General features: G+C 70.4%; 13 protein-coding genes. 5 read left to right on the forward strand and 8 right to left on the reverse strand.

Annotated features, from left to right (window positions below; all coding sequences use genetic code 11):
- Positions 1 to 66: 66 nt before the first annotated feature.
- The gene (locus JHY01_RS16560; RefSeq protein WP_205326763.1) at positions 67 to 426 is read left to right on the forward strand and encodes a hypothetical protein; all 360 of its coding nucleotides are present in this window, start codon (positions 67 to 69) and stop codon (positions 424 to 426) included.
- 4 nt (positions 427 to 430) lie between these two features.
- Complete coding sequence (locus JHY01_RS16565; RefSeq protein ID WP_205326764.1) at positions 431 to 640, forward strand: hypothetical protein; 210 nt, start codon at positions 431 to 433, stop codon at positions 638 to 640.
- 164 nt (positions 641 to 804) lie between these two features.
- Here JHY01_RS16565 and JHY01_RS16570 read toward each other — a convergent pair whose 3' ends face one another.
- Positions 805 to 3882: a glycoside hydrolase family 3 protein gene (locus JHY01_RS16570; protein ID WP_205326765.1), complete on the reverse strand. Its 3078-nt coding sequence runs from the start codon at positions 3880 to 3882 to the stop codon at positions 805 to 807.
- Between the two features lie 131 nt (positions 3883 to 4013).
- Here JHY01_RS16570 and JHY01_RS16575 point away from each other — a divergent pair, with 131 nt between their 5' ends.
- Positions 4014 to 6569, forward strand: a complete 2556-nt coding sequence (locus JHY01_RS16575; RefSeq protein WP_205326766.1) for an Hsp70 family protein — start codon at positions 4014 to 4016, stop codon at positions 6567 to 6569.
- Positions 6566 to 7075: an SRPBCC domain-containing protein gene (locus JHY01_RS16580; RefSeq protein ID WP_205326767.1), complete on the forward strand. Its 510-nt coding sequence runs from the start codon at positions 6566 to 6568 to the stop codon at positions 7073 to 7075. The genes JHY01_RS16575 and JHY01_RS16580 overlap by 4 nt, the downstream gene beginning before the upstream one ends.
- A 93-nt stretch (positions 7076 to 7168) precedes the next feature.
- On the opposite strand, the gene JHY01_RS16585 is transcribed toward JHY01_RS16580, so the two are convergent.
- The 3 genes from JHY01_RS16585 to JHY01_RS16595 form a co-directional block, all read right to left on the reverse strand.
- Positions 7169 to 8143, reverse strand: a complete 975-nt coding sequence (locus JHY01_RS16585; protein WP_205326768.1) for a chaplin family protein — start codon at positions 8141 to 8143, stop codon at positions 7169 to 7171.
- Positions 8144 to 8491: 348 nt separating this feature from the next.
- Positions 8492 to 8881 (reverse strand): hypothetical protein, encoded by a 390-nt coding sequence (locus JHY01_RS16590; protein ID WP_205326769.1) that lies wholly within the window; start codon positions 8879 to 8881, stop codon positions 8492 to 8494.
- Positions 8882 to 9309: 428 nt separating this feature from the next.
- On the reverse strand, positions 9310 to 10281 hold the full coding sequence (locus tag JHY01_RS16595) for a DUF368 domain-containing protein (protein ID WP_205326770.1): 972 nt from the start codon (positions 10279 to 10281) through the stop codon (positions 9310 to 9312).
- 216 nt (positions 10282 to 10497) lie between these two features.
- Here JHY01_RS16595 and JHY01_RS16600 point away from each other — a divergent pair, with 216 nt between their 5' ends.
- Positions 10498 to 11685, forward strand: a complete 1188-nt coding sequence (locus JHY01_RS16600) for a hypothetical protein (RefSeq protein ID WP_205326771.1) — start codon at positions 10498 to 10500, stop codon at positions 11683 to 11685.
- A gap of 4 nt (positions 11686 to 11689) precedes the next feature.
- On the opposite strand, the gene JHY01_RS16605 is transcribed toward JHY01_RS16600, so the two are convergent.
- From JHY01_RS16605 to JHY01_RS16620, 4 genes are all read right to left on the reverse strand, one after another.
- Positions 11690 to 12532, reverse strand: a complete 843-nt coding sequence (locus tag JHY01_RS16605; protein ID WP_205326772.1) for a hypothetical protein — start codon at positions 12530 to 12532, stop codon at positions 11690 to 11692.
- A 217-nt stretch (positions 12533 to 12749) separates the two neighbouring features.
- Positions 12750 to 13109: a helix-turn-helix transcriptional regulator gene (locus JHY01_RS16610; RefSeq protein ID WP_205326773.1), complete on the reverse strand. Its 360-nt coding sequence runs from the start codon at positions 13107 to 13109 to the stop codon at positions 12750 to 12752.
- Positions 13110 to 13639: 530 nt separating this feature from the next.
- Positions 13640 to 14659, reverse strand: coding sequence for a LacI family DNA-binding transcriptional regulator (locus JHY01_RS16615; RefSeq protein ID WP_205326774.1), 1020 nt, complete (start codon positions 14657 to 14659; stop codon positions 13640 to 13642).
- 34 nt (positions 14660 to 14693) lie between these two features.
- Entirely contained in the window at positions 14694 to 15560 is an 867-nt protein-coding gene (locus tag JHY01_RS16620) for an HAD family phosphatase (RefSeq protein ID WP_205326775.1), read from the reverse strand.
- Between the last annotated feature and the right edge of the window lie 212 nt (positions 15561 to 15772).

A 15772-nucleotide genomic window follows, 5' to 3' on the forward strand; every position in this document is an offset into this window, starting at 1 on the left:
TGATCATCGAGGTCCAGAACGAATGGAAGGACGAGAAGCACTTCCGGTTGCCGGGCTCTATGACCCGTGCTTTCGAGGACCACCACCATCGAACCAGGGCGAGCGGCCGATTACATCAAGCATCTGCTCACGATCCTGGAAGACGAGCTCGCCCGAATGCTGGAGGAACTCATGCGCACGCAGACCCGCCCGTACCACTCCGAATACAGCGACAGCCTGCGACTCGAAGGCCGCGAAGCAGGCCGCGAAGAAGGCGCCGTCCTGCAGTCGCGGCGAATCCTCATCACCATGCTCGAGGCCACACAGACCGGTATCACGGCCGAGCAGCGTGAGCGAATCGAAGCCTCGATCGACCTCCAGGAACTCGAAGCCTGGATCACCAAGTTCATCGCGTCCGGCTCGGCAACAGGTCTTTTCGATGAGTAGCGGGTTGATCCGCTATGACGGAAGCACCGAGGAGACGAGGGCGCAGGGTCTCATGGACCTCACCCGCGCGCTCGTGTTGAAGTTCTGGGCCGAAGGATTCCTCGACGACATCTCACCCGAGCGCGTCAAGGCCTGCACCGACCAGAGTCAGCTCGATACCTGGCTCAGATCGGCGGAGAGCAGGTTCTTCAAACCCGAGGCCTCGGAAGACTGACAATCGGCCGCGGGGGGGGGGGCCCCCGGGGGGGGGGGGGCCCCGCCCCCCGCCCGGGGGGGGGGGGGGGGGGGGGGGCGCGTCCCCACCCCACCGCGCGGCGCGCGGGGCGCCCCCGGGGGGCGGCCCCCCCCCCCCGCGGCCGCTCAGTGCGGTCGTCTCGTCTAGCGGGCCAGGCGGATCGTGTCGATGTAGATGCCTCCGGTGCGGAAGACCAGGTAGAGGTCCTGCGTGCCTTCGGCGTTCTGGAGCGGGGCGCTCACTTCGGTGAAGGACTGGAAGCCCGCCGTCTTCGGGACCTCGACCTCGGCGAGGAGGGGCCCGTCAGGGGCTGCGGCCCGGACCTCGATCACGGGGTCGGCGAGGTCGGCCCAGTCGGCCGTCGTGGTGGCGGTGCGGAGCTCAATGCTCTGGGCGCCGTCCAGGACCGCCTTGGTGAAGCCCACATGGCTGCCCGCGCGGCGCGAGCCGGTCGAATGGTAGCCGCCCTCGCGCTTGAGGGTGTTGCGCTTCGCGACCTCCCAGTAAGTGAGGCCTTCGGCGATCGTCGCCTTCTCCCAGACGTTGGCGGTCTCGGAGAGGTCGAGCTCGGCGATGGTCTCGCCCTCGATGCGGACCTCGGCCTCCGGGCCCCCGCTGTCGGTGCCGACACCGAACGTGTAGACGCCGGTCTCCACGATGCGCTCGCCGCGCACCACGTCCCAGACGAACAGGGACTGCGGGTCGACCTCGATCTCGACGCGGCGGGTCTCACCGGGCTCGATGCCCCGGGCGCGGGCGAAGCCCGCGAGCTGGGTCCCGGGGACGCGGTCGCCGTAAGCGGATTCGGCGATGCTCGCGAAGAGCAGTACGACCTCGTCCGAGGTCCGCTCGCCCGCGTTCGTGATGTCCACCGTGGCGGTGAACCGCTCCGTGGCGTCCGCAGTCGACGGCATCTGCAGGTCGCCGTACTCGAAGTCGGTGTAGCTCAGGCCGTGCCCGAAGCCGTAGATCGCCTCGGCCTTCGAGTAGCGGTAGGTCAGTCCGGCGCTGATGACGTCGTATTCGAGCATGTCGACGTCGCTGACCCGGAAGGCCTCCGAGCGCGGGCCCGCCTTCGGGAGCGAGGACGTGTCCGGCAGCCAGGTCGAGGTGAGGCGCCCGGCCGGCGAGTAGTCGCCCGCGAGGGCCTCGGCCAGGGCGGCGCCGACGGCCTGCCCGGCGTGGGAGGTGTAGAGGATCGCGGCCACGTTGGGGTCGGCGTCGATGTCGCCGATCGCCAAGGGGTAGGCCGAGACCACGACCACGATGGTGCGCCCGGGCTTGGCGGCGGCGACTTCGCGGACGAGGTCGGCCTGGCGCGGGGCGAGGTCGAGGCCGGGCCGGTCGAAGCATTCGCGGGCGTTGACCATCGGGTGGTTGCCGACGAACACGAGGGCCCAGTCCGCTTCGGCCGCAAGGGCGGCGGCGGCTTCGGGGCCGTTCTCGATGAGCGTCTCGGTGAGGATCGGGTCGGACGGGCCCTTGGCGAGCGGCAGTGAGCCGTCCTCGGCGAGGCGCACGTGGTACGGGCCGTCGGCTTCGGCGGAGACGTGGTTGACGCCGAAGAGCTCGACCTTGTCGCCCGCGGGACGGTAATGGAGGTTCTGGTGGGTGAACCAGGCGTCGCCGTCCTCCATCTCGGTCTCGGTGGCGACGAGGATCGGCCCGCCGCCGCCGGAGGCGCCGGCCTGGTTCTCGAACGTGGCCGGGCCGTCGTTCCGCTGCAGCAAGTTCGCCTGGACGAACTTGCCGGTGGCGTTGTGGCGGAACATGTGCTGCTCGTGCGCCCAGTCCCAGACCTCGAAGGTCTCGGTGTCGCCCAGGGTGTCCGCGCTCGCGACGAGCACCCCGTTGTCGGCGACGTTGACGTAGCGGCCGCCGACCTGCCAGGCGACGGTGTCGTTGCCGCTGTGGTGGGTCACGGAGCCGAAGCGCTCGCGAAGGGCCTGGAGCGGGCTGGGGCGGCGCTCGGCGGGGACGGTGGGGCTGTAGAAGTCGCGGAGGTTGAGGTCGGCGAGCGGGCCGACGACGGCGATGCTCGCGGTCTCGGGCAGCGGCAGTGCGGCATCGGTGTTCTTGAGCAGCACGAGCTGCTCTTGAGCGGCGCGATGCGCGAGCGCGATGGCCTCGGGCCGGTCCTGCGGGTGCGGGTCGGCCGGGATCAGGTTGTACTCGCAGGCGTCGCCGTCGAGTTTGCCGGTGCGGACGAGGAAGTGGAGCCAGTCCCGCACCGATCGCTCCACATGCGACATGTTCACGCCGAGCACCCCGCGCCGCACGGCCTCGCCCGCGTTCGGGACGAACGGCAGCTCGGAGCCGTCGTGGAAGTGGCTGACGCCGGCGAGGAGCATCAGGGCCGAGGCGTACACGCCGTTCTCTTCAGTGTCGATCGCGCGGCCCTCTTCGGCCGCGAGGGCCGTCGGGTAGGGCACGTCGCCGCGCGGGTCGACCTGCCAGGTGTCCCAGGGCTCGCCCTTGGTGGTGTGCAGGTTGACGCCGTCCCAGCCGTCGGGCAGGAAGAAGAACACGCCGTCCCGGGTCCATTCGGAGCGCAGCGTCTCCATGATCGGCGAGATGATCGAGGGCACGCCGTTGACGTTGTTGTAGGCGGTCATCGCGCCCATCACGGCGCCCGCTTCCACGGGCATCCGGTACGGCACGACCTGGTACTCGTGGAAGGCGCGCACGCCCATGGACGCGGAGCTCTGCGAGCGGTGCCACTCGTGGTTGTAGCCGAGGAAGTGCTTCATCTGCGTGAAGGTCTTGACGTACTCGGGGTGGCGCCCGCGCAGGCCCCAGGCGTACGCGGTGGTCATGGCGCCAACGTGGAGGGGGTCCTCGCCGAAGCCCTCCTCGAAGCGCCCGGCGAGGGGGTTGGAGCGGATGTCGGCCACCGGGCCGAACGAGGCGTACACGTCGGTGTCGCGGGCGCGCACCTCGTGGGCGACGGCGGCGCCGATGGCCTCCATGAGTTCCGTGTCCCAGGTCGCGCCCAGACCGATGGCCTGCGGGAAGAACGTGGCGTCGGGCTTCTTGCCGGAGCTGTGCAGGACCTCGTTGAACTCGTTGGTGAGCCCGGGGAGGGTGTTGCCGTCGGCGAGGACGGTCTCGGGCACGCCGTTGAGGCACGCGAGCTTCTGCTCGTCCGTCATGAGGGCGAGGATCGCCTCCACGCGTTCGGTGACTGGCCTGGTCGGGTCGAGGTACACGGGAGCGGTCATGCTCGTCCTATCGGTCGGAGTCTGTACCCACGACATTACGACGGACGACCAGACAAATTCAAGTCGGTATCCCGGTCGTCCGCACCTGCGCTGGCCGACCGCTTCCCCGCCGGTTCGTTACGATTCCTCTCATGAGCCCCGGCCCCCAAGGAACATCGCTCGGCGTCGATTTCGGCACCTCGCACACCATCGCGGTCGTCCGCCGCGCCGACGGGAGCCTGCGCCCGCTCCTGTTCGACGGGGCGCCGCTGATGCCCTCGGCGGTGTGCGCCGACGCCGACGGCGGCCTGCTCGTGGGCCGCGACGCCGTCCACGCGGGCCGACGCCACCCCGAGCGCTTCGAACCGAACCCCAAGCGCCTCATCGACCGGCCCTCGACGCTGCTGGGCGCGCGCGAGTACCCGATCGCGGACCTCATCGCGGCGGTCCTGGACGCGGTCGCCGCGGAATGCCGCCGCGTCGTCGGCCAGCCCTCGCAGGTCACGCTCACCGTGCCCGCCGAGTGGGGGCCAGCGCGCCGCCAGGTGATCGAGGACGCCGCCGCCCGCTCCGGCCTCGGCCAGGTGCGGCTCGTGCCCGAACCGGTCGCCGCCGCCACGTACTACGCGGAGGCGCTCAAGCACCGCATGGCCGTCGGATCCTCCATTGTGGTCTACGACCTCGGCGCGGGCACCTTCGACGCGAGCGTGGTGCGCCGCACCGAGCACGGCTTCACCACCGTGGCCCTCGACGGCCGGAGCGACCTGGGCGGCTTGGACATCGACGCCGCCCTCATCGAGCACCTCGGCACGACCTACGGCGACCGCGAGGGCTGGAAGCGTCTCGTCATTCCCTCCACTGTGGAAGAGCGACGGTACTTCCGCGAGTTCCAGGAGGAGGTGCGCGGCGCCAAGGAACGGCTCTCGCGCCACCAGCAATCGGACATCTCGATCCCGCTCCTCGACGTCGAAGCCCACCTGACGCGCACCGAGCTCGAGCAGATCGCCCACCCGCACCTCGAACAGACCATCCGCGTCACCCAGGCCGTCATCCGCGCCGCCGGGCTCGACATGGCCGCCAGCGCGGGCGTGTTCCTCGTGGGCGGCGCGAGCCGGATGCCACTGGTGGGCACCATGCTCCACCGCGCGCTCGGCTCGGCGCCCACCGTGCTCGACCAGCCCGAGGTCGTCGTCGCCGAAGGCAGCGTCCTGTGGACGCAGGCCGGGGGGCACCACACCACGTTCCCGATCCAGCGGACGCCGCAGCGGGGATACAGCCCCGTCGCGCCGGTCACGCCGGCGATCGCGAACCTCGCACCGCCCTCGCCGCAGACCGCCCCCGCGCTGCAGGCCCCGCCGCAGACCGCGCCGACCCCGGTCTACCTGCCGGCGCCGCCGTACGCACCGTCCCCTCAGGATGAACGGACCGCACCCGCCGCGCCGCGACCGGAACCGAGCCCGACCCGGCACGACCTGCCGCCGCAGACGCGCCCCGCGCAGTTCACCCCGCCCGTGTCCGTCGAGGCCGACGACCCTGAACCGCCGCGCACCGAGGAGGAACGCCAGCGCGCCAAGAGGATCGGCCGCCGCGGGGTCATCGCGTTCGTCCTCGTCGACATCCTCATCATCGCGGGCCTGGTCTGGTACTTCAACCCGAACCGCGCCGAGGACGGGGAACCGTTCGGGGACGGCTTCGACAACCGCGAGCCCACCGTCAGCGCGTTCGAGCCGAGCTGGTCCACGGTCGAGGCGGGCACGCTCCTGGCGAGCATCGACGGCACCCACGACGGCACCGTCGAATCCGTGGCGTTCCTCGACGGTTCCAGCGGCCCGCAACTGTTCTCCAGCGGCGCTGACGGCTCCATCGAGCAGTGGGACCTGTTGTCGGGAACGCTGATCGACGAGCACTGGCCCGAGACGGACATCGGGGACCTGTGGCCCGCCTTCGATTCCTCCGGCGAAGCGATCATGGTCGCGGTCACCGTGGATCACGAGCCGTGGGTGTGGCGGCCGGACACCGGGGAGTTCCTGCCCGCCGGGACACCCGAGATGGTCGGCGAGGGTGCGCAGGTGGACTTCATCCGCATCGGCTACAACGAAGGCGCCCCCGCGCTCGGCCTGCTGAACAAGGACGAGTTCGAGCTCTTCGACCTGGAGACCGAGTCCACGATCGCCCACTTCCCCGTCCCCGACGGGTACGGCTACCCGCGGTTCTTCACCTACTCCGGCGGTCGGGACTCCGAACTCGTGGCCTTTGACGGGAACCGGGAGCTCGACATCGTCAACCCGTTCGGCGGGGAGGTCAACGGCGCGCCCTTCACCTCCGCGGACTGGGCGGGCGGCTCCATCGGGGCGTTCACCGTCGTCTACTACATCGGCACGCCGTATGCGATGGTCTACGGCGACGACGGCAGGCTGCACTTCTGGGACCTCAATGCCCAGGAGTCGTCCTGGCTGGTCCCGTACCACGACGCAGCGGCGGAGTTCCATTTCGAGATGGCGGAGACCCCGCAGGGGGCGACGCTGCTGTCGATCGACTCCGACGGCGTCGGTCAGGCCTTGAGCGCCGACGCATCGGATACCGTTTACTTCGAGGCGCCTGACGACGGGGTCCCGACAGAGTTGGCGCTGGTCACGATCGACGGGCTCGACTACGCGGTGACCGGCGACGACCAAGGCAACATCCGATTCTGGAGTCTGGGGAATTGATCTTCTTCATCATCGCGGCCGCGATCATCGCCGCCGCCACCGCGTACGGCCTGTGGGCGATCGGCCAGGAGCACCGGATCGAGACCACGGTGCACCTCGACGCGCGCGCCAACCGGGTGTGGGCGGTCCTCACCGACTTCCCGGCCTACGGCGAGTGGAACCCGTTCATCACCGAGATCTCCGGGCTCCTCGCCGAGGACGAACGCCTCGAAGCGGCCTTCCTGCAGCCGAACGGCAAGACCAACCGGTTCAAGCCCCGCGTGCTGCGCGTCTCCCCGGCCCGGCAGATCCGCTGGCTCGGCAAGCTCGGCCCGGGCGGTCTCTTCGACGGCGAGCACTACTTCGTGCTCGAACCGCAGCCGGACGGCACCACGGTCCTCACCCACGGCGAGCGGTTCACCGGCGTCCTGGTGCCGCTCATGAAGTCGCCCCTGGCCGACGCCGAGCAGGGCTTCGCGTCGATGAACTCGGCCCTCGAGGCTCGCCTCAAGACCTTGGAGGACTGAACGGCGGCCCGCTCGAAGCAGGCCGCCGTTCAGGAATCCCTTGATGTGGAAAGAGCGGCCCGCGCTGCGACGGCGCGGACCGTTCGGAGTGGCTTAGAGCACGCCCGCGCCCGCGAGCTCGCTGACGCCCGCGACCGAGTCCGCAACACCTTCGGAGGTGGTGTTGCCGACGAGACCGCCGACGAGCGGCAGGCCACCGGTCGCGCCGCTCACGGCGTCGATACCGGGAACGGCCGGGAGGGCCTCTTCATTGAGGTCCACGTTGGAGGACTCAGTGGTCGAGAGCTCCTTGTGACTGTTGTGGTGGTCGTGCCCGCCGGGGATCTCGGCGTCGGACCCGCCGTCGCACGAGGCGCTGGCGTGGCCGAGGATCGCGATGGCGTTGCCGCACACGTTGACCGGAGCCTGGATCGGGGCGAACACCTGGTTGCCGTTGCCGAGACCCACGTTGTCCTGGGTGGTCAGGTCGCCCGCGCCGGAGTAGTCGGCGTCGGCGCCGCCCTCGCACCCGGCGTCGGACGAACCGCCGACGGCGATGGCGTTGCCGCAGGCGTTGACGGGGGCCTGGATCGGCGCGAGCAGCTGGTTGCCCGACAGCGCACCGTAGTTGCGCTGGGTGAGCGTGTCGGATTGGGACTTGCCGGACTCGGCCTTGCCTGACTCCACGTCGGCGTGCGAGCCGCCGGTGGACCAGCCGTCGGCCGCGCCGCCGACGGCGGCGGCGATGCCGCTGATGTCGGTGGGAGCCTGCACCGGGGCGAACGCCTGGTTGCCGTTGCCGAGACCGGTGTTGTTCTGGGTGGTCAGGTCGCCCGCGCCGTCGTAGTCGGCGCTGGCGCCGCCTTCACAGCCGGCGGAGGCGGTCCCGAGGACGGCCGCGGCCACACCGCAGATGTTGATGGGCGCCTGAATCGGCGCGACCACCTGGTTGCCCGACACGGCGCCGACCTGGTCCTGCGTGGTGACGTCAGGGCCCCAGGCCTGGGCGGTGCCGGCACCGGCGACGAGGACGATCCCCGTCGCGGCCAGGCTGGTCTGCGCGGTCTTGCGTGCCCATGAGTTGTTCACGAAGTTTCACCTTTCAGGGAAATGGTTCTTGCTGTTCCATCACGTATCCCCCGTGAAGCTCCGTGGTTCCGAAAGCTTGTTCGCGTCCGGGCAGGCTGGGTCCTGCGGTCGGACGAGGTGCTTTGAAACCGGGAGAGTTGTGTCCTGCCGTTTTCCTTGCTCGGTCGGTGGGGCCGTCCGGGCCGGTCGGCGCCCGGTTGGGACGCCGCGCGTACCGCTCGTGAGCCGCGGCTGTGCACCGCCGCGGAATCGGCGAGTCGTTCACGTTCGGACCCTGACGGACCCCGTGGTTCGACCGTGGTCCGCGGCGCGCCTGGCGGAAGCGCGCGCCGCGGGGATGTCGCGGTCTTAGAAGGGCAGCGGCACCGGAAGGCCGCCGCCGAGGCCCGAGAGCAGCTCGTTGACCGGGTCGCCCGCGGGCGCCTCCAGGTCCTTGACCTGGTCGGCGACGTTGTCGCCCTTGGCCTCCGCGTAGGGACCGGACGGCGCCAGGGCGTCGACGCCGGAGATCGAGTCCACGGCGCTCAGTCCGGTGACCTTGTCCGTGACGCCGCCGCTCAGACCGGTCACGGCGTCGGGCGAGACCGGGAGCCCCCCGAGGGCTTCCGGAGTCGCCATCACGAGGTCGCCGGTCGATTCCGGAACCTCGGTGTCGGCGGCCTGAGCCGCCGTTCCGGCGAGCAGCAGAGCCCCCGTAGCGAGTCCTCCGACGAGGCCCGCCGTACGCACAGTGCGCATTTTCATCTGCTTCGTTGCCTTTCTCCGTACCGCACGGACGTTGGTCGACGGCTGGGGAAGCAGCGCGAATCGACCGCCGAGCGGTGCAAGATCGCTGAGTTGTCAGTGGTCGACCAGCGGCTCGAGGCAGCGCGGTCGCCGCGGGGGCGTTCGCTCCTGCCGAATGCGGACCTCAGCCGCGACCTTGCCGGCTGGATCGCCGGCGGGTCGAGGACCGCGCTCGCTGTCCATCGGGCCGGTGACACTGCGGCCCGGCCGCTGTGAGGCGGCCACACTGACTAACTGGAGAGGCCTCGGAGCGGTTACGCCCAGACGCGAAGAAATTCGAAAACATTGCGTTGTTGCATCCCGCAAATGCGTAGATGACTCATATGCCCGCCCTCGGACGTCCGAGGCACGCGCCGCCGCTCCGCGGCGGACGCGGCCCGTTACTGAGCGTTCTTCTTGTGCTGCTTCGCTTCCCAGATCATCGCGGTGAGCACCAGACCGGCACCGACCAGCATCAGCAGCAACGGCCCCACAATCGACCCCGAAGGGGCCTGCAGCTCGTTCGCCTCCGTCTGCCACGGCCACAGCGACCGCAGCGAACCGATCATGAGACCGGCGAGCACCGCCATCGTCACCTGGCGGCGGTGGTGCAGCAGCCACTGCAGCAGCTTCACGAACGAACCGAGTCCGATCGCCGCGCCCAACCCGAACACCCCGATGAACACCAGGTTCCGCTCGTCGATCGCGTGCTGGACCGGCACGTACAGGCCCATCGCCAAGAGCACGAACGAACCCGACACACCCGGCAGCACCAAGGCGTTGATCGCGATCGCCGCACCGATGAACACCAGCCACAGCGGGGGCCGGTCGATCTCCGCCGCCGGCAGACCCGTGAGCACGAACGCGGCCACCGCGCCGACCGCCAGCAGCATGCCGTCGAGCGGCCTGAAACGGCCCGGCATCATCCGCAGCGGCACCGCGATCGAGACCAGGATCATGCCGAAGAACAACGCCCGCATCGGCACCGGATGCGACTCCAGCAGCGGCGCGATCGTCTTGAGCGACAGCACGAGCACCACGGCCATGCCCACCATCACCGGCAGCAGCAGCGGCCAGTCGACCGCCTTCAGCGCCTTGAGGCCCTCCCCCGCGCCGCGGCGGCGCGCCACCCCGGACACCATGGTCCGCGAAGCGTGCACCATCGCACTGGCCGCATCGATCAGCTGGTCGTACAGGCCCACCACCAGGGCGATCGTCCCGCCCGAGATGCCCGGCACGGACTCGGCGGCACCCACCATCCCGCCCCTGAGCGCATTGAAGGGTGCGAAGCGCCACGGGGTCTTCGGGCGCGACGCCTCACCCACGGGATCGAGGGGGACAGGGCCTTCACCGGTGCTGCGGTAGATCGTCACGCCGCCAGCGTAACCGGCTCGCGTTCACGGCCGCCTCGGTCGTCTGACCGAAATCGAACGGCACCGAGCGACCGTTCGCCGGACTGCCCGCGGCCAGGTGTCGCGGGGCGTGCGGAGCCGGGCCATACTTAGTGGTAATTCCGCGCTCCTTACGGCTCGCACATCCCGTGACGGCCCGATCAGCGCAACGCGGATCCGCAGCTTGAGGGGGCTTCGATGAGTCGCACGGTCGGGCCGTACACCGATGTCACGACCGCGCGCGTCGAAGGCGCCTACGAACTCTGCGAAGGCCTCGACGAGAACGCCCGGCCCGTGCAGATCCTCACCCTCGGCGCCACCTCCTCCAAGGACCCCGCCCGCCGCGGCCTCCTCTCCGACACCGTCGCCTGGGCCTACGCCACCGCCGGACCCGACGACGCCCCCATCCTCGTCGCCGACCTCGAAGCCGAGCAGCCCTACGTCGTCGTCCTGCGCGACGCCCGCCTGCGCGGCGCCGACCGCATCATGGACCGGCTCCTCGCCCTCGGCCCCGCCACCGGCCCGCTCCCCGTCGGACCCGCCGCCGCGGCCCAGCGCGCCGCCCACCAGATGGCCGCCGCACAGCGCTCCGCCGCCCCCGCCTCGCCCGCGGGCGTCTCCGGTCCGCCCTCGTCGCCGGCCTCGGCAAACGCTCGCGGAGCCGAAAACGCAGCATGGTCCCCGCCGGTGGTCATGATCGCCGCGCCCAAGAAACCCTCCCAACTGAAGCCGATCCTCATCGGGATCGGCTCAGTCGTGGTCATCCTCGCGCTCGTCGTCGGCGTCTGGGCCGTCCTCTCCGGCCCCGGCGACGACGACGGCGGCTCGGCCGAACCGCCCACCGACGCGGCCGTCGACGGCGTCTCCCAGGCCCCCGCCGCCGAGCCCACCGAAGGCGACGCCGGCAACGAAGTGCCCCGATGGGACGAGGAGGCCCCCGCCGAACGCATCGGCGGCAGCGCCTTCCCCGAAGGCACCGCCACTGAGACGTTCGCGGCCGCCAACTGGCCCTTCGCCTTCCAAGTCCCCAGCGAATTCGACTGCGCCGAGGACGGCGCGACCGCCGTCTGCACCGCCGACGACGGCGAATCGGAGATCACCGTCGGCTGGCTCACCTGCCAAGGCGACTGCCCGAACGCCGCACGCAAGATCATGCGCGAAGCCCTCCCCTACCAACCGCTCGAGGAGATGGACGGCGACATCGCCTTCGCCGAACGCACCCAGGTCTATGGGCGCTGGCGCGGCTCGCTCAGCGTGTTCGTGACCGACGCCCACGGCACCTTCCAGGCCTGGGCCACCGCCGACATCGCCTCCGAACGCGAGGACGAGGGCTGGCACGTCTTCAACGACGTGCTCAGCCAGGCCCTGTCGAAGGCCGCCGAATAGCGGGTCAGGCGTCCTCGCGGTCGTCCCAGCTCTGGAGCGCCCCCGCGATGACCTCCGTGGACGTCGGCGTGGACTGCGAGATCGCCGAGCCGAGCGCGTGCGCGGCCAGCACCTCGCCGTAGGACGCGCTCTTGTAGGAACGCAGCAGGTTCTGCGCGGCCTCGCGCTCGTCCTCGCCGAGGTCGGCGCGCGACAGCATCGGATACTCGAACTGCGCGACCTGCGACGCGCCCATGGGCGCCTGCAGGTCCGGGTTCCCGGCGGCCAGGACCTCGGGCGCGGACATCACGGCCGTGCCGTCCCCGCCTTCGACGGTGTGCTCGTCGACCCCGAACATGATGATCCACATCAGACTCGGGGCGTGCTGCCGCGGATCCTGGAGCGCGACGTCGGCCTCATCGGGGAGCACCTGGTCGGTGCTCTCGCCCGCGGGCAGGGCCAGACCGACCGCGGCGCTGGCGGTCGACTCCTGGAGGACCTCCCACTGCTCGGCGAGGCCGGCGTCAGGGAGGTTGCGCCAGAGCGCGGTCTCGGGGACCCATATGTCGGCGTCGGTCTCGGCGACGGCGTTGCCGCTGACGGCTTCGACGGTGATGTCGGCGCACACGTCCGAGCCGCGGGAGGGCGCCCCGCCGCCGGCGGCGACGAAGTCCTCGAGCGCCGCGGCCATCTCGGGGGCGGCCGCGACGTGCAGCTCCACCTCCGTCCCGCAGGACTGGACGTGGGCGATGGCGGCGTTGAGGGTGTAGGCGGTGACCGGGGTGAAGACGGCGAGCAGCGCGAGCCCGCCGAAGAGGCGGCGGCCCTCTTTCGAGAGGCGCCCTCGTCTGCGATGCACACCGGTCATGTGACGAGTGTATGACGTGAGGCAAACGCAGTCGAGATCGCATTTTTCAGTTATCCCATAAGGACTGGGAGTTACGGCAGGTCAGTGGCGCACGCGCGCACCGCATCCCGGCCGGGACGCTCGCGGCCGACCCGGTCCGCCGGCGGTCGGATCCGCCGGCGGCGGGCCGACCGCGCGCGTCTGCGCCACTTCCAGGGCCTCTCGGCCCAGCGCCCCTTCAGCGGCGCCGCGGGCGGCGCTTCGGCGGGGTCAGCAGGTCGGCGACGATCCGCATCGTCTCGGGGACGAGGCGGAAGTACGCCCACACACCGCGCTTGTCGCGCTCCACGACCCCGGCCTCGGCCAGGATGCGCAGGTGGTGGCTGACAGTCGGCTGGGAGAGCCCGAGGGGCTCGGTCAGCTCGGCCACGCAGGCCTCTTGCTCGGGAGCGGCCTGGATAAGGCTGATGAGCTGGAGACGGTTCGGATCGGCGAGTGCTTTGAGGACACCCGCGATGCGCTCGGCATCGCCCTTGGAAAGCGATTCGCCGCTCACCGGCGAGACTGGCGTCTCGGCTTCGACCGTGACTCGCACCATGATCGTGTTCCTTCCGGATTGGTTCCAGTCGGGACGGGATTCGGCCGCACTGCCATCAATCCAGTTCCAACCCTGAATATGCCCTCGCGGTGTGGCCGGACGGTAACGACGACGCTTCCGGCTCGCAAAGGGTTTCGGTTCCTACGGATCTCGCTCGGGCCGCACCAAGTCCCTGACCGGATCCACCGCCGAGATTACGCCTGCCTTGCCAGCGGATCTACCGTTGACACAAGATCAGTTTGCAGGCCACAGCGACGGTTATTCAGTTAATGTCGCACTACCTGGAGTTATATCTAAATCTACCGATATTTAAGCGGTTGCCGTCCCGCGATTGAGATCGGGTTCACCCTGATTCTTTCGGATCGACGTCCCAATATATAGACCATCCTGATTCCGAGCGTAGCGCGAAACCGCCACTTGTGCAGGCCGCTTGTGTTTCAAGACCGTTACATGGGTTTGAGAAAGCACACATCTAAGGGCAAAGCGAAGGGCGGGGCCGATCGGCCCCGCCCCGCATTCGCTCCGGCGGCTCAGGGACGCGGACGGGCCGTCGAGGAGCGCTCGATGAGCTCGGCGTCGATCATGAGCTCGTCGGGGTAGTCGGCGTCCTCGATCAGGGCCGCTTCCAGGGCCTTCGCGCCCATGTCGTGCAGTGGGAGCGCCACCGTGGTGAGCGAGGGCGTGAGGTCGCGCACGATCGGGATGTCGTCGAATCCGGCCACCGAGACCTGCTCGGGGATGCTCACGCCGCCTTCGCGCAGTGCCGTGCACAGGCCCGTGGCCTGCACGTCGCTCGTCACGAACACGGCGGTCGGCAGCTGCGAGCCGTCGAGGAGCGCCCGCCCCGCCTGGTAGCCGCCGTCGCGGCTGAACTCGGCCGACACGTGCGCGACCTCGGCGTCCTCGGGGAGCGCCGAGAGGAAGCCCTCACGCCGCTCGCGCACCACCTGCAGCTGCTCGGGCCCGGCGACCACGGCGAAGCGGCGGTGGCCCAGTTGCGTGAGGAACCGCGCCAGGGCGGCCGCGCCCTCGCGGTTCGCCGGGCGCACCACGCGACCGGGCAGGCCCGGCTGGCCCACGCTGACCACGGTGGCGCCCAGTTCCAACAGGTCCGAGAGGTGCTCGGAGAGGCGCTGCTCGGCGGCCTTGTCGGTGGTCCGCGAACCGGCGACGATCACCGCGCGCGGGCGGTAGCCGCGCAGCGAGTCCAAGTGCTGCACTTCCGAATCGGGGTCGATGCCGGTATCGGCGATGAGCACGCGCACGTTGCGCCGGGCGGCCTCGGCGAGGACGCCGCCGGCGATCTGCCCGAAGTAGGGGTCGGTCACGTCGTGCAGGAGCAGGGCCACGGTCTGGGAGGTCGCGCGGGCGAGGACCTGCGCGCCGACGTTGGGGGCGTATCGCAACCGGCGTGCCGCCTCGCGCACCCGCTCGCTCAGCTGATCGCTCACCCGGTGGGGGGAGCCGTTGAGCACGCGAGAGGCGGTGGCCACCGAGACGCCGGCGGCTCGGGCGACATCGGCCAGTCGGGCCGGTTGTTTGCGTTCCATCTCGCTGAGGCTACCCATCTGCGGAAAGCGCTGCTCAAGCGGTCCTGAAACGGCGATCCCTCCACACTCGCCAGACCACATACGCAACAGCCGCAACGCCGACGCCGACGGCCGCGGCCTTGAGCGGATTCGGCCCCGAAAGCGGCTGGCGCAGGGCCACGGGGCGCCGGAACGTCAGCTGCGGCCAGCCCTCCTCCAGGGCGAGGCGGCGCAGGCCGCGGTCGGGGTTGACCGCGCGCGGGTAGCCGACGGTGCGGAGCATCGGCTCGTCGGTGATCGAGTCGGAGTACGCGAAGGACGCCGCGAGATCGATGCCGCGCGCGGAGGCGAACCCCTTGACGGCCTCGGCCTTCGCGGGCCCGGCCGCGTAGAAGTCGATCTCGCCGGTGTACCGGCCGTCCTCGCCGATCTTCATGCGGGAGGCGATGACGTCGGTGGCGCCGAGCATCCGTCCGATGGGGGCGACCATCTCCTCGCCGGAGGCGCTCACGAGAACGACCGCTCTGCCCGCGGAACGATGCGCTTCGATGAGCGCGGCCGCCTCGGCGTACACGGACGGGGCGATGAGCTCTTCGAGGGTCTCGTTGACGATCGACCGGACCTCCTCGGCGGGCCAGCCGCGCGAGAGCGCCGCGATCTGGTCGCGGGTGCGCGCCATCTGCGCCTCGTCGGCCGAGCCGCCGAGGCGGAAGAGGAGGTGCGAGTAGGCGACCTTGAGGACGTCGCGGCGGGCGAGGAGCCCGCCCTGGTAGAGCGGCCGGGAGAAGGCGAGGCTGCTGGCCTTGGCGATGACCGTCTTGTCGAGGTCGAAGAAGGCCGCGCCGGGGCGCGAGCGGCCCGGTGCCGCGACCGGTTCGAGCGAGAGTGCCGGTGAGCCGTTGATCGGCTCCGCTGCGTTCATGCCGCAAGTCTAAACAGCCGGACAACCCCGTTTCGACCACTTGTCCCACGCCGCAGAAGGTGTCACCGAGGCCACTCGGCGGGGCCGGGCGGGGCGGTGTGACCGGGGCGGAGGGGTGCGTTGCGGCGGCCCGCCGTCGTACCGGGTGCCCCGGGATACCCGCCCGTTCCCACCTTCACCACTACCGGCGAAATGAGCACACCCTCCCACAC

This window comes from Glycomyces sp. YM15, assembly GCF_016918015.1.
GTDB lineage: Bacteria > Actinomycetota > Actinomycetes > Mycobacteriales > Micromonosporaceae > Glycomyces.